Below are 21,093 nucleotides of genomic sequence, written 5' to 3'. Positions count from 1 at the left end.
AATCGAGTTAGCCCGCATGTCCAGCAATGAAATTGGCCGACAGCAGAAACAGCACGTAAAAGAGTGCCACGAGAACATACATCTGGCCGTCGCCAGTGTAGACCCTGCGCGTTGCTTCGGCTGAGACAGTGCCAAGGCGTGCGATACTCTCCCAGGCCCTCGTTGCCAGCGGCGCCGACCAGGGTTGCGAGATCTTGATGTAGTAGCGATAGAATTCGGCGATACCCTTGGCCGCAGTGCGGCCCTGGTCGAGGCGGTAAACGGTCCATCCGATCAGGAATAGAACGCCGGCGCCGGCAATCGAGGCGGCCATGACGGGAACCGGGTTCCAGTAGCCGTAGATCGTCTCGAGCGACATGCCCTCCCAGACCAGTGTTGAGGCGAAATAGGGGTCGATGGCAGTCGAAACCGGGTCCATGAACAGCTTGGGCTGGAAAGACAGGACGAGGATCGCCCCGACAAGCACGATTTGGGGCAGGAGAAGCTGCATCGGAGCTTCGCGGACGTGGACGGCGGCAGCCTGCGGCGGCGCGAGAAACAACGCGTGGGCGAGGCGGAACATGTAGAGCAGGCCGATGAGCGTCGCCAGGATGCCTGCTGCCGCCAGCCCGTACCAGCCCTTCTCGACCATGGCGCTGAGCAAAAGCCATTTGCCGCCGAAGCCGGCGAGCGGGGGCAGGCCCGACATCGACACGAGGGCAACGACCGCAACGACAAAGGTCACGGGCATCCGGCGGGCCAGGCCGCCGAGCTCTTCGAGCCGGCGTGTGTCGCAACGCAGGATCACGCCTGCGACAGCCAGGAACAGGATGCCCTTGACCATCAGATGGTTGGCGACGAGGTAAAGTGCCGTCACCCAGCCGAGATGGCTCATGAGCGCGATTGCCGTGATGATGTAGCCGAGCTGGCTCATGCTCGAATAGGCGAGCAGCCGCTTGACGTCGTCCTGCCTGAAGGCGAGGGCCGCGCCGATCACCGTCGTCAGCATGCCAATCCAGCCCATGAGATGGGCAAGCTCCAGCCCGACCTGCGAGCGGATGGCGAGATAGGTGACCATGAACAGACCGAAGATGGCGACCTTGCTGACCACCGACGACAGCATTGCCGAGAGGTCGTCGTCGGCCTCGGCATAGGCGCCGGGCAGCCAGACATGGAAGCCGATCGCACCGGCCTTGATGAGAAAGCCGAGCGCCAGCAGCGCAAAGGCGGAAGCAGCGTCCGTCCCGCCTGTCCGGAACGCCTGCAGCAGCGAGGTGCCGTTGGCCGCATCGGCGAGCGCAAAGCCGGCGAGCAGGCAAAAGGCTGAAGACAGCGAGAACAACAGGAAGGGCAGGGCATGGGGATGGGCATGCCTGCCCTGCGCGATCATGAAGTAGGACGACAACGTGATCAGTTCCCAGGAGAAGAAAAACTCCAGGCTGGTTTGCGCCCGCATCATCGTAGCGATTGAAAGCAAGAGCACCGCCATCAGCGGATAATAGCCGGGGCGGGAATCTTGCCTGTAGAGCGCGGCCGAGGCCACCACCAGGCCGCCGCCCAAGAGCACTGTAGCAAAAAGCCCTGACATGCCTGTTGTTTCAGATATCAGCCAGTTGCCCACGCCGAGCACGGCCAGCAGCATCAGGCAGCATTTGACGCGCCCCGGCAGCCAGTCGAGCGCGTAAAGCACGATGCCGATGATGAGCGGCGAAAACAGCCAGAGCGAGGCGGCACCGGCGAGTTGGGCCGCATGATAGCTGCCGATGGCCAGCAGCACTGCACCGCCTGCGGCCGGCAGCAGGTCACGCGCCGCGAAGGATACCGGCAGATCGCCGGGCATGGCCCGCGTCGCCTGCTTGAACCAGCCGAACATATAGGCGGCCTCCAGCAGCGAGCCGAGCAGGATCAGGGCGATCCAGACATAGAGCTGGGCGCCGGAAAGCTGCATGACCAGCTCCCACTTGGCCCAGAAGCCGGGGAAGGGCGGCAGGCCGGCAATGGCGACAAGCAGAAGTGCAAAGACGAGCAGCACAAAAGGCCGCCCTGCGATAGTCGACCAGCCTGCGACTTCCGTTCTCTGCACCGCACCGGCGAGCCAGAACAGCCCGGCCTTGGCGAAGAGATGGTTGGAGAACAGGCCGCCGATGACCAGCGGCATGGAGGCGGCGGCACCCTGCTTCTGCAGCAAGGCCAGCGCCAGCATCATCAGCCCCATCTGGGCGATGGAGGAGTAGCCCAGCATGCGCTGCACGTTGGTCTGCTTGAGCCCGACGAGGTTGGAGAACAGGAAGGTTGCGCCGCCGGCGATGGCGATCAGCGAGAGGTGGTTTTCGAACAGTGGCAGGAGCTTGAGCAGCGCAAAGAACACGCCGGCCGAAACGCCAACCGATACCAGCGCGGCAATGCCTGCGGGTGCCGTCTCGTAGACGTCGAGGCCCCAGCCATTGGCCGGGAACGGCTTCAGTTCGAGGATCAGGCAAGCCAGGATGAAGATCAGCGCCGTGGCGCCGATCGGCCCGGCGATGAGTTCGCGGCGTTCGATCAGCTCGTCGATGTTGAGCGTGCCAGTGACATGGTAGAGCAGCACGGAACCGAGCAGCAGGAACGACGAGGCGAGTACGGTCGCCATGATGTATTTGAAGCTTGCGGCGAGCGCTGCCGGGCCGCGCTCGAGCCCGAGCAGACCATAGGTCGCGATCGACACGATCTCCAGGAATACGAACAGATTGAACAGGTCGCGGGTCATCACCATGCCGTTGATGCCCATGACGAGGATCAGGTAGAGCAGCAGTGCTGCGTAACTATCGCGCAGCCGTGGCCACAGCTGCCAGGCGCCGAGCAGCGCTGCGATGTTGACGCAGAAGGTGAAGAAGCCCTCCCATGCGCCGAAGCGCAGGTTGATGGAGATCGGCGGCGTAGCACCTGCGGTATAAACCTCGATGGCTGGCTGGCCGTTGCGCAGTGCCCAGAAATTGACGCCGGAGACGGCGGCGATGCCGCAGAGGGCTGTGATGAAGGCCAGTGCCGGCAACGGCTTGGCGATGCGGTAGAGCAGGGGAATGAGGAAGCCGCCGCCGAGGCCGAGCAGGAAGATGTTCAGCGGCTGGAACAGCGCCTCTACCATTTGGACTCCGTCAGCGCGTCGATGGACAGTGTCTTCCTGGCGTCGTGGATGCGGATGGCGAAGGCCAGCATGATGGCGGTGACCGAAAAGCCGATGACGATGGCGGTCACGACCAGGGCCGAAGGTACTGGATCGACCGCCCGCGTGGTCGCCTGCTCGATCCCAAGTGCGGTGTCGATGATCGGCGCCGTGCCGCCGGTGATGTAGCCGGTCGCCACCATGACGATGTGCAGCCCGGTGTCGAACAGGCTGAAGCCGATGATGATGCGCAGGATGTTGCGGTGGCGCAGGATGCCCCACATGCCTATCAGCACCAGCAGGAAGCCGGTGGTCATGAGAAGCGTGGAGACAGGCAGGCCCATGGCGTCTTCCTGCGTTCAGTTGCGAAAACGGTCGATGATGACGCTCAGTTCGGCGCCGACCTTGACGCCCAGCAGCGCCGAAATGACCGGAATGGCGCCGGCGCTGATCAGCGTGCCGAATTCACCCAAAGGCAGGATGTGGCTGTCGAGGAAGCCGGCGGCAAACACCAGCCCGAGGATGCCGATGCCGACATAGACGACGCCGGCAAGCGATTCCGTCACGCTGAGGAAGCCGTGATTGAGCTTCGTTGCCGGCAAGGCGAGCATCAGAAGCATGGTTCCGGAGGCGACCACCGCACCGCCCTGGAAGCCGCCGCCGGCCGAGAGGTGGCCGTTCTTGATGACATAGGCGCCGAACAGGAAGATCAGCGGCAGGATAATCTCGGCGCCGTTGCCGACGAGTTCGCTCGGGCGACGCGGCTCCCTACCGGGTTCTGAAGCCGTCGCGGTATCCTTGCCGCCCAACAGCACGCCGACGCCGGCGGCGACCATGAACAGCACCGCCACTTCGCCGAGCGTGTCGAAGCCGCGATAGGTGATCAGGATGCCTGTGACGACATTGGGCGCTCCGAGCTCGCGCGGCACCAAGGCCAGATACTGTTCCGCGAGCGCGGACACGCTTTCGCGTTCGGCATAGCCGCCGACGATGCCGGCGAAGACCGCCCCGAACAAAAGCACTGCGAGCAGGGAAAAGGCCGCCTTCATGACGCGTCCCCGTTGCCTTGCCGGTCGCCTTCCTCGCGCAGCGCATCGACCATGGTCGACGGCGCCATCGGCGTGCGGATGGCGTGCGCCGCTCGCGACAGCGCATGCGACGAGAGCGGGTTGGTCATCAGCACGAAATAGGCAACGACCAGCAGCTTGAGCGCCCAGTCCGGGTGATAGAAGCCGAGCCCGGCGAGCACCAGAATGTTGCCCAGTGTCGAGGCCTTGGTGCCGGCCTGGATGCGGGTGAAGGTGTCGGGCATGCGCAGCAGGCCAAGCCCGGCTGAGAACAGGAAGAAGGCGCCTGTTAGCACCAGGATGCTGCCGGTCAGCTCCATGGTCACTCCCTGCCGCCGCCGGTGCGGCGGATCGCATAGAGGAAGATGAGCGTCGACAGGCCTGAGCCGATTGCGGCTTCCGCCATGGCGACATCGGGGGCGGCGAGAAGCACATAGGAGACTGCGGCAAACAGGCTCGCCAGCCCGGCGCTCACCATTGCTGCCATCAGGTTGTCGAGCCAGACGGCCAGCACGCTGCTGACCAGGATGCTGCCGCAGATCAGGATGACGAGCAGTTCGAGCATCGTCACGGCCCCTTTTCGAGGAAGCGGGCGATGGCGAGTACGGCGAGGAAGCTGAGCAGGCCGTAGACGAGGGCGACGTCGATATAGACGAAACGGCCTGACAGATGTGCGTAGAGCGCGATCAGCGCGATCGACACCACGGTCAGCATGTCGATGGCGACGACACGGTCGATTGCGGTGCGGCCGATCACCAGCCTTGCCACGCCGAAGACGATGGCAAAGAAGATCAGCACGCCGGCAATCTGAAGCAGCATGTCAGCCAAACACCGCCTCCAGGTGCTTTTCGAACGGAGCCACGATCATTTCGGTTGCCTGGTCCGGGTCGGTCCTCTTCACGTCGAGCCAGTGGACGAACATCGTCTCGCCCCTGACGTCCATGACCAGCGAACCGGGTGTCAGCGCGATCGAGTTGGACAGCGCCAGCCTACCGATCGGCGACTTCAAGCGAATGCGGACCCTGACGATGCCGGGGTGGATGTCGATGCGCGGCGAATAGACATAGCGCAGCATGTTGAGATTGGCCTTCACCAGCTCGGTGAAGAAGACGCTGGTATAGGCAAGGAAGTGCCAGGCGCTGCGCGGCGTGACAGCGATGTGCCAGACATTGCTGCGGCGCGCGAAAATCAAGGCGATGGCAAAGGAAATGACGGCGCCGGTGATGAGGATTGGCGTTGCCAGCGAGGCGTTGACGATAAGCCAGAGGATGAAGAGCAGCAGCCAAAGCACCGGTAGGCCACTGATTCCTTTCCCATCGGTCGGGGCCTGTTCGTTCATAGGCGACCCGCAAGTGCTACGCCGCCGAGGATGCGGCTGGGCAGATAGATGACGAGTGCTGCGGCACCTTCGATGGCCGAGCCACCGTCGGCCAGCAGCGTCTCGCCGGCGCTGGCGTCGTCGCCTTCGATCAGGCGACGCAAAAGTCCACTCTGCCCGGCAAAGGCGATCAGCGTCGGCGAACTGGCGAAAATGTTGTGCGAGCCGCCATCGACCTCGGACGCGTCAAGCACGGTGATGTGTTTCTGCTGCAGCAGCGCAATGTCGGAGCCGCTGCCGACGCGCGGGTGGCCGCCGGCGATGCGCCGGGAAATGCTGAGCGCCCGGTCGCGACGTGATACCACGATGGCGAAGGGCATCGGCAGTTCGCCAATGTCGCGGACCTGGCTCTGGAAGGCGTCGATGTCGATGTCGGGCGCTGCCAGCACCACGCCGCCGAGGCGCTTGAGGGCTTGCCGGCGGCCGGTCTGCGCCAGCTCTCGCAGCGCTTCCATGACCACATAGGCGCCCATCGAATGGCCGACGAGTATCACCCGGTTTGCCTTGGTCTGCGCCGCGATCTCGATCGTTTCCGCCAGTCCGCCGCGGCCGACCACGGTGCTGTCGCGGTCGTAGACATAGAGCGGCAAGGCACCGCCCGAGGGCCAGGCATAATGCAGCGTGACCGCGCGGACATTGTAGTCATGGGCGATCTGCGCGGCCCGGAAGACGCTGTCGGCGAAGTTGTTGTTGTAGCCGTGCACGAAGATGAAGATTTCGCGCTCTTGCGGCGGGCGCTGGGCCAGGGCGGCATCGAGCTGGGCGACGAACTGTTTGCGGCTGGCGATCTGCTGGTAGCTCTGGGCCACGAAATGCCTGGCCGGATCAGGCGTCCGGCCGGTCTTTTCGACGTCGCCGGCGACGTGGTTCCTGGGGATGCCGACGTCGAATTTTGCGAAATTGAGCGTCTGCGAGCGTTGGGCCGAATAGGGCAGCGACAGGTTGTCGGATCGGGCGCGTGTGGTGGCGACGTAGACGGGCACAACCGCTGCGGACGCGGCCTGGTCGGTCGTCACGCCAAGGCCAAGCACGGCGCGTGGGCCACCGCAGCCGGCGAGCAGCACTGCCATCAACAGAACGGAAAACAGACGCTTCGCCGACATGCCTCGATCCAGCAAGCTTACGCGCGATCAGAAGCAGCAAATCCGCGTGGCGGCAACCGGCGAAGCAGGCCGAGGCCAAGGATTGGGACGCCAAGCATATCCTCGGGATTCCATGCCAATCACATGGCCGCCGGGCTCGGGCTAGATTGCCGTCATGGCGGAAGGACTTGTCGGGGCTGCCGCTGGCCAAAAAAATTGGTGACGACACGATTCGATGAACTCAGCCACTCAGCAGAAATTCTCGGTCTGGACGCTGATGGCGATGGTCGTCGGCTCGATGGTCGGCGCCGGCATCTTTTCGCTGCCGCAGGCCTTCGGTCGCGAGACCGGGCCGTTCGGTGCCCTGATCGCCTGGACCATCGCCGGCGTCGGCATGCTGATGCTGGCTTTCGTGTTCCAGACGCTGTCGCGCCGCAAGCCCGACCTCGATGCCGGCATCTACGCCTATGCCAAGGCCGGCTTCGGCAACTATCTCGGCTTTCTCTCCGCTCTCGGCTACTGGTCGGCGGCCCTTCTCGGCAACGTGTCCTATTTCGTGCTGATCAAGTCGACGCTGGGGCTGTTCTTTCCGGTGTTCGGCGACGGCAACACCATCACGGCCATCGTCATCTCGTCGATGCTGCTGTGGACCGTGCACTCGCTGATCCTGCGCGGCGTCAAGGAAGCGGCGGCGATCAACACCATCGTCACCTTTGCCAAGATCATCCCGATCTTCCTGTTCATCGTCTTCGTCATCTACGGCTTCAGCGCCGACATCTTCGCCGCCAACTTCTGGGGCGGCGAGGACGTCAGCCTCCGCAGCGTCGCAAGCCAGGTCCGGGGCACGATGCTGGTGACGGTATTCGTCTTCGTCGGCATCGAGGGCGCGAGCGTCTACTCGCGCTACGCCCGCAACCGCCGCGACGTCGGCGTGGCGACGCTGCTCGGCTTCCTTGGGGTGCTTTGCCTGCTCGTGCTGGTAACGATCCTGTCCTACGGCGTCATGCTGCGCCCCGATCTGGCAGCCTTGCGTAACCCGTCGATGGCTGGCGTGCTGGAGGCGGTGGTGGGGCCATGGGGCGCCAAGTTCGTCAGCGTCGGCCTGCTGATTTCGGTTGCCGGCGCCTACCTGTCCTGGGTGCTGCTGGCGGCCGAAATCCTGTTCACTGCATCCCGCAACGAAACCATGCCGCGCTTCCTCGCGCATGAGAACAAGAATGGCGTGCCGTCGAACGCGCTGTGGCTCACCAATGCGGTCGTCCAGACCTTCCTGATCCTTACGCTCTTTGCCCAGTATGCCTTCCGGCTGGCGCTCGAACTGACCAGTTCGATGATCCTCATTCCGTATTTTCTGGTCGCCGCCTACGGCTTCAAGCTGGCCTGGACCGGCGAGAGCTACGAAAAAGACCCGGCCGCGCGGCGTGGCGAGTTCGCCGTTGCTGCGATCGCCTTGGTCTACACGGCCTTCCTCATCTATGCGGCGGGCGCCAAGCACTTGCTGCTCTCGGCTGCCATCTACGGGCCCGGCACGATCCTCTTCTTCATGGCGCGCATGGAGCAGGGGCGCAGGGTGTTCACGCCTGTGGAGACGGTGATGTTCGTAGTTGCGGCTGTCGGCGCGGCGGCTGCGATCTACGGCATCGCCACAGGTCTCATCGTTGTTTAGCCAAGGCCGACAGCAGTCCCTGCGCATGCCCGTCGCTTGGTAGTTGCAACGCCGCAGGCGCAAGACGCCCGGCATGGCCGCGACCTGCAGCGCATTCTCAGAAGCAACTGTACGGTATTCGAGCATCTGCTTGATTGGCGCGATCTTTTCCGGATGGCGGCCTCGGTTCCTGATCCTTTGCGCTGCACAACTTTGGGACGCGGAGCATAGACATGGGATTCCATGCTGATCACAGCCCCACCCCTGCAATCCTATAGTTGATCCTGAATTTCTTTCGCATCTCGATCGCGGACATGGGTTCGCTGCCAGGAGAGGGGACCATGGCTTCAAGCGATAATCAGAAGCTGTCGCTGTTTGCACTTACGTCCATGGTCGTGGGATCGATGGTCGGTGCGGGCATCTTCAATCTGCCCGGCCGCTTCGGTGCAGCGACAGGTCCGTTCGGCGCCATCATCGCATGGGCAATCGCGGGAACCGGCATGTACATGCTGGCGCGGGTGTTCCAGGCGCTGGCCGAGAAGAAACCGGACATCGACTCCGGCGTGTTCGCCTATGCCAAGGCGGGCTTCGGCAACTACATGGGGTTCCTGTCGGCCTTCGGCTATTGGCTCGGCAGCTGCCTCGGCAACGTCTTCTACTGGGTTCTGATCGGTTCGACGCTGGGGCGGTTCTTCCCTGGCATGTTCGGCGACGGCAGCAGCGCCACCGCAATCATCGTGTCGCTGATCGGCATCTGGGCATTCCATTTCATGATCCTGCGCGGCGTCGAGCAGGCCACGTTCATCAACACCATCGTCACGATTGCCAAGATCGTGCCGATCCTGGTTTTCATCCTCGCGCTGGTCGTCGCCTTCAACTACACCCAGTTCTCCGAGAATTTCTTCGGCGGCGCCGACATGCCGGCCAAGACGCTGATCGCTCAGGTGCGCGACACCATGCTGATCACCGTGTTCGTCTTCCTCGGCATCGAAGGCGCGAGCGTCTATTCGCGCTTCGCCAAGGAACGCTCCGACGTCGGCAGGGCAACGATCCTGGGCTTCGTCGGCGTCACCGGCCTGATGGTGGCAGTGACCTTGCTGCCCTACGCAGCGATGCCGCAATCGGGGATCGCGGCCGTTCAGCAGCCTTCGATGGCGAGCGTTCTCGAGGCCGTTGTCGGACATTGGGGCGCCGTCTTCATCTCCATTGGTGTCCTGGTGTCGGTGCTGGGCGCCTACCTCGCCTGGTCGCTGATCTGCGCCGAAGTGCTCTTTGCCGCCGCCAAGTCCAACGACATGCCGAAGCTCTTCGCCGCCCAGAACGGCAATCGGGTGCCGGCCAATGCCTTGTGGCTCACGAACATCGTCGTGTCGCTGTTCGTGATCTCCACCTACTGGTCCCGCGACGCCTTCAACTTCATGCTCGACATGACGAGCGTCACGGCGCTGCTGCCTTACCTTTTGGTCGCCGGCTACGGCATCCTGATTGCGCGCAGCGGAGAAGGCTACGAAACATCCCAGGGCGAACGTGGGCGGGATCAGGTCATCGCCTGGATAGCGGCGATCTACACCATCTTCATGTTCGTCGCCGCCGGACTGAAATACGTCCTGCTCGTCGCCGTCCTCTTCGTGCCGGGTACGATCCTCTACTTCTGGGCACGCCGCGAACAGAAACTGCAGTTGTTCACCCCAACCGAGCTCATCGTGTTCGCTGTCACCCTGATTGCCGGACTGGTCGGCGTCTACGGTCTGCTGACCGGCACCATCACACATTGAACAGAAAGGCAGAAACGTCATGACAAACGGCACTCCCCTCGGCGTTCATTCGGAAGTTGGCCAGCTTCGCAAGGTCATGGTGTGTGCGCCCGGCCGAGCCCACCAGCGCCTGACGCCCTCCAATTGCGACGATCTTCTCTTCGACGACGTGCTTTGGGTCGACAACGCAAAGCGCGACCACTTCGACTTCATGACCAAGATGCGCGACCGCGGCGTCGAGGTGGTCGAGATGCACAACCTGCTGGCCGAAACGGTTGCCAATCCCGAGGCCAAGAAGTGGATCCTCGACCATCAGGTGTCGCCGAACCAGATCGGCCTTGGCCTGCTCGACGAAGTCCGCTCCTATCTCGAAGGGCTCACTGATCGCGAGCTTGCCGAAACCCTGATCGGCGGCCTCTCGACCCATGAGTTCCCCGAGGCCGTCGGCGGCGAACAGCTGGTGCTGATCCGCGACGCGGCAGGCGTCAACGAATATCTCCTGCCGCCGCTGCCCAACACGCTCTATACCCGCGACACCACGTGCTGGATCTATGGCGGCGTGACGCTCAACTCGCTCTACTGGCCGGCTCGCCACGAGGAGACGATCCTCACCACCGCCATCTACAAGTTCCACCCCGACTTCGCCGGCAAGGTCAATGTCTGGTGGGGCGACCCGACCAAGGATTGGGGACTTGCAACGCTCGAAGGCGGCGACGTCATGCCGATCGGCAAGGGCAACGTGCTCATCGGCATGAGCGAGCGCACCTCGCGCCAGGCGATCAGCCAGGTTGCCGCTGCCCTGTTCGAGAAGGGAGCCGCCGAGCGTGTCATCGTTGCGGCGATGCCCAAGCTGCGCGCGGCGATGCATCTCGACACCGTCTTCACCTTCGCAGACCGCGATTGCGTGCTGCTCTATCCCGACATCGTCAACGGCATCGCCGCCTTCTCCTATCGCCCCGACGGCAATGGCGGCGTCGAACTGCACAAGGACAAGGGCAGCTTCGTCGAGACGGTGCGCGACTCGCTCGGCCTCAAGAAGATGCGCGTCGTCGAGACCGGCGGCAACGACTACATGCGCGAGCGCACCCAGTGGGACAGCGGCGCCAACCTCGTCTGCGCTTCGCCCGGCGTCGTCTTCGCCTACGACCGCAACACCTACACCAACACGCTGCTGCGCAAGGAAGGCATCGAGGTCATCACCATCACCGGCGCCGAGCTTGGCCGGGGCCGTGGCGGCGGTCACTGCATGACCTGCCCGATCATCCGCGACGCAGTCGACTACTGACGTCATCGTCTGTGCTTGTCCCTCCAGCGTTCGGCGAAAGCCGTGCGCTGGTTTTGGGTCGATGAGGAACCCGAAATGGCATCACGTCCGTCTTCCACCAGCAGGCGCCTCCTTGGGCTAGCCGCTGTAGCCACAACCTCGCTGCTTGTCGCCGGCTGCCAGCGGGCGGAGGAGGCAGTCGAACTGCCACCGCGTCCGGTCAAGACGGTTGCCGTTTCCTTCAGTGCCGAGGACACGTTCGGCTCGCTCGTCGGCGACGTGCAGCCGCGCACCGAAACCAATTTCGGTTTTCGGCAGGGCGGCGAGATCAGGGAGCGCGACGTGGATGTCGGCGACCGCGTCGAGGTCGGCGCCGTTCTGGCGCGGCTGGACACCGAAGACGCCCAGGATGCCGTGCGCAAGGCCGAGGCCAATCTGTTTGCGGCGCAATCGAATTTCGACAATGCCGACCAGACGCGCAGGCGGCAGGAGCAGCTTTATCCGCGCACCATCAGCCGCGCAGCACTTGATGCGGCGACCGCCCAGGCAAACGCCGCGCGGGCAGGCGTCGACGCCGCGCAGGCCGCCGTGCGCGTCGCCCAGAACAATCTCGACAACCGCGTGCTGAAGTCCAACGCCGCCGGCGTGGTCACCGCGGTGGGCGGCGATGTCGGCCAGGTTGTCGGTGGCGGGCAGATGATCGTGCGTGTCGCGCAACTCGTCGACAAGGACGCGGTCTTCCAGGTGCCGGAGGCGACCATCCAGTCGGCCAGCCGCGATGTCCGCGTCGAGGCGCGCCTGCTCAGCAATCCAAACAGCAAGGCAATCGGCGCCGTCCGCGAGATTTCTCCGGTCGCCAATCCGGTGACCCGCAACTTCACGGTCCGGGTCGGGCTGGAGACGGTGCCTGACGACTTCCGCTTCGGCAGTGCCGTGCGCGGCACCGTGCAGGTTGCCGGTAACCCGGTTGCCAGGCTGCCGATGACGGCCCTGTTCAACCAGGGCAGCCAGCCGGCCGTCTGGGTGGTGGATCCCAAGACGAATACCACGAAGCTGGTGTCGATAGAGGTCCATCGCTTCGAAACGAGTGACTTCCTCGTCGCCAAAGGCTTGCAGGACGGCGACAATGTCGTGGTGGCCGGCGTGCAGCAGCTTCGCCCTGACATGTCAGTGCGCCTGCTCGGGGCTGCCAAATGAACGAGGGCGGCTTCAACCTCTCGGAATGGGCCATCAAGCGGCAGGGGCTCATCGTCTTCCTGATGGTGCTTGGCGCCATCGCCGGGGCATTTTCATTCCTGAACCTCGGGCGCAGCGAAGATCCCGACTTCACCGTCAAGACTATGCTGGTTCACGCCGTCTGGCCGGGCGGCACCATCGAGCAGACGGTCGACCAGGTAACCGACAGGCTGGAACGGACGCTGCAGGAAGTGCCGCGGCTCGACACGCTGCGCAGCCTGACCAGTGCTGGCCAGTCGATCATCTATGTCTCGCTCGAGGATCTGACCGCGCCGGATGAGGTCGCCGACATCTGGTACCAGGTCCGCAAGAAGGTCGGCGACATCCAGGCCACCTTGCCGGCTGGCGTGCGCGGCCCCTTCTTCAACGACGAGTTCGGCGACACCTTCGGCATCATCTATGCGCTGCAGTCGACCGACTTCAGCGATCGCGAGCTGCGCGACTGGGCCTATGAGGCGCGCAGCCGGCTGCTGCGTGTCCACAATATCGGCAAGGTCGAGATGCTCGGCACGCAGGACGAGACCATCTACATCGAGTTCTCGACCCAGCGCCTGGCAAGCCTGAGCATCAGCCCGGCAACGGTGATGAGCACCATCCAGGCGCAGAATGCCGTGATGCCGGCAGGCACCATGACATCGGCAACCGACCGCACCATCCTCGAAGTGTCGGGCGACCTTCGCGACGAAAACGACATCCGTGAGATCAACATCCCGACCTCCTCGGGTTTCGTGCGGCTGGGCGACATCGCAACCGTCACGCGCGGCACGGTCGATCCGCCCCAGCCGATGTTCCGCGTCAAGGGCAAGCCCGCCATCGGCGTTGCCGTTTCCATGGCCTCAGGCGGCGACATTCTCGAACTCGGCCGCAACATCAAGCAGGTGATGACCCGCTTCGAGCACGACCTGCCGCTCGGCATCGACCTCGTCCATGTCGCGAGCCAGCCGGAGGTCGTCACCAGCGCCATCAGGGGCTTCACCGTCTCGCTGACCCAGGCCGTCATCATCGTGCTCGGCGTCAGCTTCCTGGCGCTTGGCTTCCGCGCCGGCATCGCCGTTGCGGTCTCGATCCCGCTCGTCCTGTGCATGACCTTCCTGGCCATGGAGATCAGCGGTATCGCCCTGCAACGCGTGTCCCTGGGTGCGCTCATCATCGCGCTGACGCTGATGATCGACGACGCCATGGTCGCGGTCGAAATGATGATGGCCAAGCTCGACGAAGGCTACGACCGCGTAAAAGCCGCGTCATATGCCTATACCTCGACGGCATTTCCGATGCTTGCCGGCACGCTTGTCACCATCGCCGGCTTCATCCCCGTCGGGCTCGCCCGCAGCGTATCGGGCGAATATGCGCGTTCGCTGTTCGTGGTCATTGCCGTTGCGCTCATCGTCTCCTGGTTGATCGCGGTACTGCTGACGCCGATCGTCGGTCTGGCGGTGCTGAAGTCGGGCGCAAAGTCGGGAAACAGGGGCGAGGGCGGTCTGGCGCGAGGCTTCAAGAAGCTACTCCTTGCCTGCATCCGCATGCGCTACATTGTCGTCGCCGGCACGGTCGCGCTGTTCGTCGTGGCGCTGCTTGCTGCGCCGCTGATGAAGCGGCAGTTCTTCCCGCCTTCCGATCGTCCGGAACTGATGCTGCAACTGGTGCTGCCGCAAAGTGCGTCGCTTCAGGCGACTTCGGCCGAGGTGGACAGGGTCGAAAAGCTGCTCGCCACCGACAGCGACGTCGTCAGCTGGAGCTTCTATGTCGGCTCGGATGCCATCCGCTTCTACCTGCCCATGGACATCCAGGCGCCGGCGCCGTTCCGTGCCCAGGCGGTGGTGATCGCCAAGAGCGTCGAGGCGCGCGACGGCCTGCAGGCAAGGCTGCAAAGCGAACTCGACCAGCAGTTCCCCGACATCATCGCCCGTGTCTCGCCACTGGAGATGGGGCCGCCCGTGGGCTGGCCGGTCCAGTATCGCGTCATCGGCTCCGATGTCGCCGGTGTCCGCAGCCTCGCCTGGAAGGTCGCCGACGCCGTCGGCAATGTCAGCGGCGTCATCACGCCCAATCTCGACTGGAACGAGCCGATCCGGAAGGTGGTGATCGAAGTCGACCAGGATCGGGCGCGCCTCGTCGGCCTGAACTCGGCCGCCATCAGCCAGACGCTGTTTGCCACGGCATCAGGCCTGCCGATCACGCAGGTCCGCGACTCCATCTACCTGGTTAACGTCGTTGCCCGCGCCGCGGCTGACGAGCGTGCGAATGTCGAAACGCTGCGCTCGCTGCAGATCCCGGTAGGACCGAACCAGACGATCCCGCTGGCCAGCATCGCCAACATCGAATACCGCACCACCCAGCCGATCATCTGGCGGCGCGACCGCGAAACCACGATCACAGTGCAGGCCGACGTAGCGGAAGGCGTGATGGCCGACAGCGTCGTCGACCAGGCCTCTGTTGCGATCGACAAGCTGCGCCACGACAATCCGAATTACCGGATCGAGGTCGGCGGCTCGGTCGAAGGCGCCGAGACCGGCATGGGATCGGTGCTGGAGATGATCCCGCTGATGGCGATCGTCATGGTCATCATCCTGATGTTCCAGCTCCAGAGCATCCAGAAGCTGCTGCTCGTCATCAGCGTGGTGCCGCTTGGCTTGATCGGCGTCGTGCTGGTGATGCTGATCACCAACATTCCTGTCGGCTTTATCGCCGTGCTCGGCATGATCGCCCTGATCGGCATGATCACGCGAAACTCGGTGGTGCTCATAGACCAGATGGACAACCGGTTGGAGAGCAGCGGGATGTGCTGGCAGAGCGTCATCGACGTCACGGCCGAGCGCGTTCGTCCGGTGTTCCTGACCGCGGGTTCGACCATTCTCGGCATGTTGCCGATCATCCGCGATCCGTTCTGGGCGCCGCTGGCCTTCACCGTCATCGGCGGTCTGGTGGTGGCCGCCGTGCTGACGCTGATCTTCCTGCCTGCTCTCTACGTGCATTGGTTCCGCATTCCGGAGGAACAGCCGGCATCGCCTGCACCGCAGGCAACGGCCCAGCCTGCCAGTGTGCCAGCCTGAGCATTCGCATGGAGACCGATGACTTTCCGGCGGACGGGCAGGGCGGTGCCATTGAAATCCGCCTCGAGGACGCGTCGCAACTGTTCGAGACGATGGACCCGTTTCCGTTCAGGGAACGGGATCTGGCGCGAGACGCGGACGAGTACATTTGCGGCTGGGCAAGTGAGCTGCCCGCCGACCGGCCGCTGGAAATCAGGATCCACCTGCCTGCGGCGGTAGCCGACAGTGCCGAGGTTCGTGGCCTCGACGCGTCATTGTCCAACTATTTCGGCTACCGCGCCGGCGTCGTGGCGCGCGAACTGTCCGATGAGTTCCGCATCGGCCGACGGGCGTTGCTGATCGGGCTTGGCGTGCTTGGCTTTTGCCTGCTGTTGGGCCAGGTGTTTGTCGCCCTCACATCCTATGGCCGCATCGGGCACTTCGTCGAGGAAGGTCTCATCATCGTCGGCTGGGTGGCGCTGTGGCGCCCGCTCGAGATATTTCTCTACGACTGGTGGCCGATAGCCCAAAAAAAGAGACTCTACCGGCGCCTGGCCGATGCCCGCGTGAGCGTCAGTTTCTACGACAAGGCGGGCGGCGAGGGTCTTGACCTTAAGTCGAGGCGCTCAAAATGAAACGCAATGCAAAGCGTTGGGACGCACCGCTAATCCCCGGCTCTTGCCCGCAGGCTATGCTGCTGTGCAACACGCTTCGCATCGTCCGATCTTGAAGCAAAAGGAGTTACCATGTCTGACCTGATCGTCATCGTGTACCCGACCGAAGCCAAGGCCGAAGAAGTGCGCGAGCGCCTTTTCGAGCTGCAGAAACAATATCTCATCACGCTCAGCGACGCGGTCATCGCAACCAAGAACGATGCCGGCAAGATCAAGCTGAACCAACTGGTCAACACCACGGCCGCCGGCGCCGTCTCAGGCAGCTTCTGGGGCCTGCTCGTCGGCGTGCTGTTCCTCAACCCGCTGCTCGGTGTCGCCGTTGGTGCCGCGTCTGGCGCGCTTGGCGGTGCGATGAGCGATTTCGGCATCAACGACGCCTTCATGAAGGAGCTTTCGGGCAGCCTGCAGCCCGGCAATGGCGCGCTGTTTGTGCTGGTCAAGGAAATGACCGCCGACAAGGTGCTGAAAGAGATCGCGGGCTTCGGCGGCGTGGTGCTCAAGACCTCTCTCGACGAAACCAAGGAACAGGCCCTGCGCGACGCCCTGCAGAAGGCATCTGCCGCGCCGGCTAGCTGAGGGTCTTAGCCTGGACATCGCAGCGGGCCGCAGCTAGGCCCGTTGCATCCGCCGCCACGCTGCGCGGAACCGGTTGTTTGATTGTTTGACACAGGGGAGTTGGCCATCATGAACCGCCTGTTTGCAAATCCTGCCGCATTGCTGCTCATGGCTCTGGGCATGCTGACGGCCTGCGTTCCCCAGTCGCCGGGCCCCGGTCCTGGCCCGTCGCGTCCGCAGGCATGCACATTCGAATATGCGCCCGTATGCGGACAGCGCGGCGACCGCACCCGTACCTTCTCCAATTCCTGCATGGCTCGCGCCGACGGCTTCCGCGTGATCCATAACGGCCAGTGCCGCAGGCCCGAGCAGCAGCAGACTGCCTGCCCGGCGATCTATCTGCCGGTCTGCGCCGTCAGCGGCGCAAGGTGGCGCACCTTCTCCAACAGCTGCCTGGCGCGCGCCGACAATTTCCGGGTCGTGCATGAAGGCCGCTGCCGTTGACGACAGTGCATCCAGATGATCCGATCGAGGCAGTTGAAGTCGGGAAATGGGCAGCAGGGGCGGGGCAACGGCAGCATGAACGCATATCTTGCCACCGGCATCCTGGTGCTCGCACTGCTGCGGGTGGGAGATGCGATCTTCGTTCCGCTCGTGGTGTCGCTGTTCATCATAGCCCTGGTCTGGCCGATCCAGGCCGCGCTTCAGCGGTTCCTGCCACGGCTGCTGGCACTGTTCATCACGCTTTCAACTACGATCGCGATCGTTGTCGCCGTCGGCTCGTCCGTGGTCTGGGGCTTCGGTCGGCTCGGCCAATGGCTGTTCGTCAATGCCAGCAGGTTCCAGGCGATCTACGTCGACTGGACCGAATGGCTGGAAGAGCGCGGCGTGGCTGTTGCTGGGCCGCTCGCCGACCGCTTCGACGTCAACTGGCTGGTTGGTTTCACCCAGGGCATTGCCGGCCGCCTGAACAGCTTTGCCGGGCTGGCGTTGCTGGTCTTCGTGCTGGTGATGCTTGGACTGCTCGAGGTCGAGGACTTCAACCGGCGCCTGGAATCTCCCGCCGCCCAGCCATATGGCGCCCGCATTCGCGCCGCCAATCGCGAGATCGGCATCAAGCTGCGCCGCTTCATGGCGGTGCGCACCTTCGCCAGCGTGCTGACAGGCCTCGTGGTCTGGGGCTTTGCACTGGTGGCCGGGCTGGAGCTCGCGGCGGCTTGGGGCGCCATTGCCTTCGCGCTCAACTACATTCCGTTTCTCGGACCGTTCTTCGCGACCATGTTTCCGACCCTGTTCGCGATCGCGCAGTTCGAGTCGTGGCAGATGGCCTTCGTAGTGTTCATCGGTCTCAACCTGATCCAGTTCATGATCGGCAGCTATCTCGAACCGATCCTCACGGGGGCTTCGCTGGCGATATCACCCTTCGCGGTCATCTTCGCCGTGTTCTTCTGGAGCTTCATGTGGGGCATCTCGGGCGCCTTCATCGGCGTGCCGATCCTGATCGCCTTCATCGTCTATTGCGCCCAGGCACCATCGTCCCGCTGGATCGCAGCACTCCTTGCGTCGGGCAAGACAGAGAAGCTGGAGGCGCAGGTCGAGCGCAAGGATTGAGACGGCCGTCCCTGTCGCAGCCTACCGGCCAACCATCGGCATTAACCGTCATGTTTCGGCCTCGTTGAACAAACCTTCGCGCGCGCTATGATATGTGCACGCGAAGGATCATGAGTGCAGGTGTCTCCTAGGCCAGCTTGAGCAGGGACCTAAGTCTCAAGCCAGCGCTGACGGCTCCTGAAAACGCCACCGGGACGAGATGCGCGTCCCAACGAGGGGGTTGGCATGGTTGCTGCTGGTAGAAGCTTTGCGCCGGAGAACCAGGATGGTTTTCTCGCCTCGGCCGGTCAGCACGACGGGCCTATTCCTCATTTCGAATTTTCGACCGATGATGTGGCGCGGGCCGACCAGTTCGACGCCTGGCGGCATAACTTTGCGACGATGCTCGACCTCACGCCAACCGGCAACTCGCCCGAGGTGATCGATGGCAGGCAGGTGATCTGGGACCTCGGCTGCCTCGCCTTCACCTCGATCAGCACCGGGGCGCTGAACTTCGCCAGCTTGCCCAATCATGTGCGCCGGGACACGCTCGATCACTGGATGATGACGCTGTTCCTCGATGGGGCGGCAAGCACCGTCGCCGGCAGCCGGGCCTTTGACGGCGGCGTCGGCGCGGTACAGCTCCATTCCCTGGGGCAGCCTTTCGACGGGCATGTCACCGACAGCCACATGCTGATGCTGCTCATCCCGAGGGATTTCTTCCAGGAGCATTCCGGCGCCTTGAGCCTGGCGGAGTTCTCGACCCTCGGTGGCGGCATGGGCTGCTTGCTCGCCGATTACATCGTCGGCCTTGCCAAACGCCTGCCGACGTTGACGGTTGCCGACCTCCCCGGCGTGGCAGCAGCGACGCGCGCCATGATCCTGGCCTGCATCGCGCCTTCACCCGATCATCTCGACGAGGCGAGGGCACCGGTTTCGAACATGCTGCTGGAGCGGGCGCGGCAATACATCAATGCCAATCTCTACAACCCGAACCTTGACAATGACATGCTGTGCCGTGCGCTCGGCATTTCGCGCACCAGGCTCTATCGCCTGTTTGAGCCCAGCGGTGGTGTGATGCGCTACATCCTGCACCGGCGCCTGGTCGATGCTCATTCGAAGCTTGCCGACCCGACAGAGACTCGGCGCATCTTCGAGATCGCCGAGCAGCGCGGGTTCAACGATGGCGCGGAATTCAGCCGGGCCTTTCGGCGTGAGTTCGGCTACAGCCCGAGCGAAGTCAGGACACGCGGCCTGGGCGCCATACCGGCGAGACCGGTCGCCGACCTGGCCTCCCTCGAACCGGTCGAGCGGCTCGGCCATCTTCTCAGGCGCCTGCAGAGTTAGGTTTCGAGAGCTTGCAGCTGGCGCCGGCTGCGCCCGACGGAAAGCGCGGCAACCGCGATCAGCACCATGCCGGTCGCTGCCACGCCAGCCATGAGAAGGTAGGTCCGCTCGCCCCAGCCGGCATAGACCTGACCGCAAAGCGCGGTCAGCAGCGCCATCAGGCCGGCCCACGCGCCGGCAAGCCATCCCTGGACCTGCGCCTGCATCGCGGGCGCAGCCAACTGGGCCAGCACCACGATGCTTCCCACATGTGTGGCGCCGAAGGTGAAGCCATGGGTAAGCTGGAAAACGGCAAGCAGTTCGACGTTGGGGTCGAATGCCATGCACAGCCAGCGACCGGTCGCGACCGCAGACCCCAACAATAGCAGGAACATCGCAGCTCTGGCATTGCCGACGAGACGCCCGGCGATTGCAAACACGGCGATCTCCGAAACTACCCCCAAGGCCCAGAGCATTCCTGTCATGCCCTTGCCGATGCCTGTAAAGTGCCAGTGCAGCGTTCCGAAGGCGTAGATCAGCCCGTGGCTTGCCTGAACACAGGCCGCTCCAATCACGACGAGGACGATAAGGGGGCCGGCGCTGCCGCTTGGTCGAAAGGCGTGGCGCTCGCTGTGGCGCGTCGACGGCAGCCTTGCGACGGTCAAGGCGGTCAGGGTCGTCAGCAAGGCCGAGGCGGTGAGCAGCCATATGATCATATCCGGCTCGAACCACAAGAGCAGCACGCCACCGGAAATGTTGGCCATGGCGAACGCGATCGAACCCCACAGCCTGACGCGTCCGTAGTCAACGGCCGGCACTGTCGTGCGCGTGGCGCGCAGCGTGACGGCGTCGGCCAAGGCGATGAGCGGACCCTGCGCGAGGCCGATCGCTGCGACGAGCAGCAGGATCGGCAGGAAGGTGCTTGTTGCCCCGAGCAGGGGCGTGCCGATCGCAACCGCCGCGGCACATATCAGAAGCGCGCCACTCAGGCGCTCCTGCCGGTCGGCGACAGCCGTGACCACCGGGTTGGCAAGAACGCGCGCCAGGAGCGGCATGGCCAATATGATGCCGATGCGGCCATCATCGAGGTGCTGCGAACGCAGCCACACCGGAAAGAATGGCAAGTTGATGCCGAGTTCAAAGAACAGCGCGGCATACAGCAGCGAAAAACGCAGGCCAGCAGGCATTCACCCTCAACAATGATGTCATGAGCATCCGACATCTTTGGCGAGGCTGCCATCCATCTGCGCATTAGTACAGACGGCGAGGTGGCGAACTTGTTGATTGCTGTTCAGAAATTCCATCGATACGCAATGTGTCCGGTAAGAGCCGTCACGTTAAGTCCAGGGCGACCGGACGCAGCTATGCCTTC

Annotated in this window: 19 protein-coding genes; 10 read left to right on the top strand and 9 right to left on the bottom strand. The window is 63.7% G+C overall.

The window, feature by feature from the left end:
* Positions 1-7: 7 nt before the first annotated feature.
* From WHT83_RS20915 to WHT83_RS20880, 8 genes are read right to left on the bottom strand one after another with little or no spacing between them, the layout of a single operon-like run.
* A complete protein-coding gene (locus tag WHT83_RS20915) occupies positions 8-3,103 on the bottom strand; it encodes a complex I subunit 5 family protein (RefSeq protein WP_406872284.1) in 3,096 nt (1,031 codons plus the stop codon).
* Complete coding sequence (locus WHT83_RS20910; RefSeq protein WP_406872283.1) at positions 3,097-3,465, bottom strand: sodium:proton antiporter; 369 nt, start codon at positions 3,463-3,465, stop codon at positions 3,097-3,099. The genes WHT83_RS20915 and WHT83_RS20910 overlap by 7 nt, the downstream gene beginning before the upstream one ends.
* A 15-nt stretch (positions 3,466-3,480) precedes the next feature.
* Positions 3,481-4,170, bottom strand: a complete 690-nt coding sequence (gene mbhE / locus WHT83_RS20905) for a hydrogen gas-evolving membrane-bound hydrogenase subunit E (RefSeq protein ID WP_406872282.1) — start codon at positions 4,168-4,170, stop codon at positions 3,481-3,483.
* Positions 4,167-4,508, bottom strand: a complete 342-nt coding sequence (gene mnhG / locus WHT83_RS20900) for a monovalent cation/H(+) antiporter subunit G (protein ID WP_318764085.1) — start codon at positions 4,506-4,508, stop codon at positions 4,167-4,169. Before mnhG ends, mbhE begins: the two co-directional genes overlap by 4 nt.
* Before the next feature lie 2 nt (positions 4,509-4,510).
* Positions 4,511-4,753, bottom strand: a complete 243-nt coding sequence (locus WHT83_RS20895) for a hydrogenase subunit MbhD domain-containing protein (protein WP_406872281.1) — start codon at positions 4,751-4,753, stop codon at positions 4,511-4,513.
* A gap of 2 nt (positions 4,754-4,755) precedes the next feature.
* The gene (locus WHT83_RS20890; RefSeq protein WP_245439860.1) at positions 4,756-5,007 is read right to left on the bottom strand and encodes a monovalent cation/H+ antiporter complex subunit F; all 252 of its coding nucleotides are present in this window, start codon (positions 5,005-5,007) and stop codon (positions 4,756-4,758) included.
* 1 nt (position 5,008) lies between these two features.
* Positions 5,009-5,479 (bottom strand): Na+/H+ antiporter subunit E, encoded by a 471-nt coding sequence (locus WHT83_RS20885; RefSeq protein WP_406872280.1) that lies wholly within the window; start codon positions 5,477-5,479, stop codon positions 5,009-5,011.
* Positions 5,480-5,523: 44 nt separating this feature from the next.
* A complete protein-coding gene (locus WHT83_RS20880; protein WP_108607453.1) occupies positions 5,524-6,669 on the bottom strand; it encodes an alpha/beta hydrolase in 1,146 nt (381 codons plus the stop codon).
* Between the two features lie 214 nt (positions 6,670-6,883).
* Between WHT83_RS20880 and WHT83_RS20875 the strand changes: the two genes are divergently transcribed.
* From WHT83_RS20875 to WHT83_RS20830, 10 genes are all read left to right on the top strand, one after another.
* A complete protein-coding gene (locus WHT83_RS20875; protein ID WP_406872279.1) occupies positions 6,884-8,314 on the top strand; it encodes a basic amino acid/polyamine antiporter in 1,431 nt (476 codons plus the stop codon).
* A gap of 320 nt (positions 8,315-8,634) precedes the next feature.
* Positions 8,635-10,068 carry a basic amino acid/polyamine antiporter gene (locus WHT83_RS20870; protein WP_406872278.1) on the top strand — a complete coding sequence of 478 codons (1,434 nt, stop codon included), beginning with the start codon at positions 8,635-8,637 and terminating at the stop codon, positions 10,066-10,068.
* A gap of 19 nt (positions 10,069-10,087) precedes the next feature.
* Positions 10,088-11,332: an arginine deiminase gene (arcA, locus tag WHT83_RS20865; RefSeq protein WP_108607456.1), complete on the top strand. Its 1,245-nt coding sequence runs from the start codon at positions 10,088-10,090 to the stop codon at positions 11,330-11,332.
* Between the two features lie 75 nt (positions 11,333-11,407).
* The gene (locus WHT83_RS20860; protein ID WP_406872277.1) at positions 11,408-12,508 is read left to right on the top strand and encodes an efflux RND transporter periplasmic adaptor subunit; all 1,101 of its coding nucleotides are present in this window, start codon (positions 11,408-11,410) and stop codon (positions 12,506-12,508) included.
* A complete protein-coding gene (locus WHT83_RS20855) occupies positions 12,505-15,597 on the top strand; it encodes an efflux RND transporter permease subunit (protein ID WP_406872276.1) in 3,093 nt (1,030 codons plus the stop codon). Before WHT83_RS20860 ends, WHT83_RS20855 begins: the two co-directional genes overlap by 4 nt.
* An 8-nt stretch (positions 15,598-15,605) precedes the next feature.
* Complete coding sequence (locus WHT83_RS20850; protein ID WP_406872275.1) at positions 15,606-16,211, top strand: hypothetical protein; 606 nt, start codon at positions 15,606-15,608, stop codon at positions 16,209-16,211.
* Between the two features lie 111 nt (positions 16,212-16,322).
* Positions 16,323-16,826, top strand: a complete 504-nt coding sequence (locus WHT83_RS20845) for a DUF1269 domain-containing protein (protein WP_183260080.1) — start codon at positions 16,323-16,325, stop codon at positions 16,824-16,826.
* Between the two features lie 108 nt (positions 16,827-16,934).
* The gene (locus tag WHT83_RS20840) at positions 16,935-17,309 is read left to right on the top strand and encodes a Kazal-type serine protease inhibitor domain-containing protein (RefSeq protein ID WP_183260082.1); all 375 of its coding nucleotides are present in this window, start codon (positions 16,935-16,937) and stop codon (positions 17,307-17,309) included.
* A gap of 75 nt (positions 17,310-17,384) precedes the next feature.
* On the top strand, positions 17,385-18,416 hold the full coding sequence (locus WHT83_RS20835) for an AI-2E family transporter (protein ID WP_108607461.1): 1,032 nt from the start codon (positions 17,385-17,387) through the stop codon (positions 18,414-18,416).
* Positions 18,417-18,641: 225 nt separating this feature from the next.
* Positions 18,642-19,742 carry an AraC family transcriptional regulator gene (locus WHT83_RS20830; protein WP_318764091.1) on the top strand — a complete coding sequence of 367 codons (1,101 nt, stop codon included), beginning with the start codon at positions 18,642-18,644 and terminating at the stop codon, positions 19,740-19,742.
* Here WHT83_RS20830 and WHT83_RS20825 read toward each other — a convergent pair.
* Positions 19,739-20,908, bottom strand: a complete 1,170-nt coding sequence (locus tag WHT83_RS20825; RefSeq protein WP_406872274.1) for an MFS transporter — start codon at positions 20,906-20,908, stop codon at positions 19,739-19,741. The genes WHT83_RS20830 and WHT83_RS20825 overlap by 4 nt on opposite strands.
* Positions 20,909-21,093: the final 185 nt, after the last annotated feature.

Source organism: Aminobacter sp. P9b, from assembly GCF_045345995.1.
Classification (GTDB): Bacteria; Pseudomonadota; Alphaproteobacteria; order Rhizobiales; family Rhizobiaceae; genus Aminobacter; species Aminobacter niigataensis.
This window is presented reverse-complemented; position numbering and strand designations above follow the sequence as displayed.

What these genes read in the sequence shown, in the direction of transcription:
- WHT83_RS20875 (WP_406872279.1), top strand. Translation starts at nt 6,884, where the DNA reads ATGAACTCAGCCACTCAGCAGAAATTCTCGGTCTGGACGCTGATGGCG.
- WHT83_RS20825 (WP_406872274.1), bottom strand. Translation starts at nt 20,908, where the DNA reads ATGCCTGCTGGCCTGCGTTTTTCGCTGCTGTATGCCGCGCTGTTCTTT.
- WHT83_RS20830 (WP_318764091.1), top strand. Translation starts at nt 18,642, where the DNA reads ATGGTTGCTGCTGGTAGAAGCTTTGCGCCGGAGAACCAGGATGGTTTT.
- arcA (WP_108607456.1), top strand. Translation starts at nt 10,088, where the DNA reads ATGACAAACGGCACTCCCCTCGGCGTTCATTCGGAAGTTGGCCAGCTT.
- WHT83_RS20915 (WP_406872284.1), bottom strand. Translation starts at nt 3,103, where the DNA reads ATGGTAGAGGCGCTGTTCCAGCCGCTGAACATCTTCCTGCTCGGCCTC.
- WHT83_RS20860 (WP_406872277.1), top strand. Translation starts at nt 11,408, where the DNA reads ATGGCATCACGTCCGTCTTCCACCAGCAGGCGCCTCCTTGGGCTAGCC.
- WHT83_RS20890 (WP_245439860.1), bottom strand. Translation starts at nt 5,007, where the DNA reads ATGCTGCTTCAGATTGCCGGCGTGCTGATCTTCTTTGCCATCGTCTTC.
- mbhE (WP_406872282.1), bottom strand. Translation starts at nt 4,170, where the DNA reads ATGAAGGCGGCCTTTTCCCTGCTCGCAGTGCTTTTGTTCGGGGCGGTC.
- WHT83_RS20835 (WP_108607461.1), top strand. Translation starts at nt 17,385, where the DNA reads ATGAACGCATATCTTGCCACCGGCATCCTGGTGCTCGCACTGCTGCGG.
- WHT83_RS20895 (WP_406872281.1), bottom strand. Translation starts at nt 4,753, where the DNA reads ATGCTCGAACTGCTCGTCATCCTGATCTGCGGCAGCATCCTGGTCAGC.
- mnhG (WP_318764085.1), bottom strand. Translation starts at nt 4,508, where the DNA reads ATGGAGCTGACCGGCAGCATCCTGGTGCTAACAGGCGCCTTCTTCCTG.
- WHT83_RS20880 (WP_108607453.1), bottom strand. Translation starts at nt 6,669, where the DNA reads ATGTCGGCGAAGCGTCTGTTTTCCGTTCTGTTGATGGCAGTGCTGCTC.
- WHT83_RS20910 (WP_406872283.1), bottom strand. Translation starts at nt 3,465, where the DNA reads ATGGGCCTGCCTGTCTCCACGCTTCTCATGACCACCGGCTTCCTGCTG.
- WHT83_RS20870 (WP_406872278.1), top strand. Translation starts at nt 8,635, where the DNA reads ATGGCTTCAAGCGATAATCAGAAGCTGTCGCTGTTTGCACTTACGTCC.
- WHT83_RS20855 (WP_406872276.1), top strand. Translation starts at nt 12,505, where the DNA reads ATGAACGAGGGCGGCTTCAACCTCTCGGAATGGGCCATCAAGCGGCAG.
- WHT83_RS20850 (WP_406872275.1), top strand. Translation starts at nt 15,606, where the DNA reads ATGGAGACCGATGACTTTCCGGCGGACGGGCAGGGCGGTGCCATTGAA.
- WHT83_RS20840 (WP_183260082.1), top strand. Translation starts at nt 16,935, where the DNA reads ATGAACCGCCTGTTTGCAAATCCTGCCGCATTGCTGCTCATGGCTCTG.
- WHT83_RS20845 (WP_183260080.1), top strand. Translation starts at nt 16,323, where the DNA reads ATGTCTGACCTGATCGTCATCGTGTACCCGACCGAAGCCAAGGCCGAA.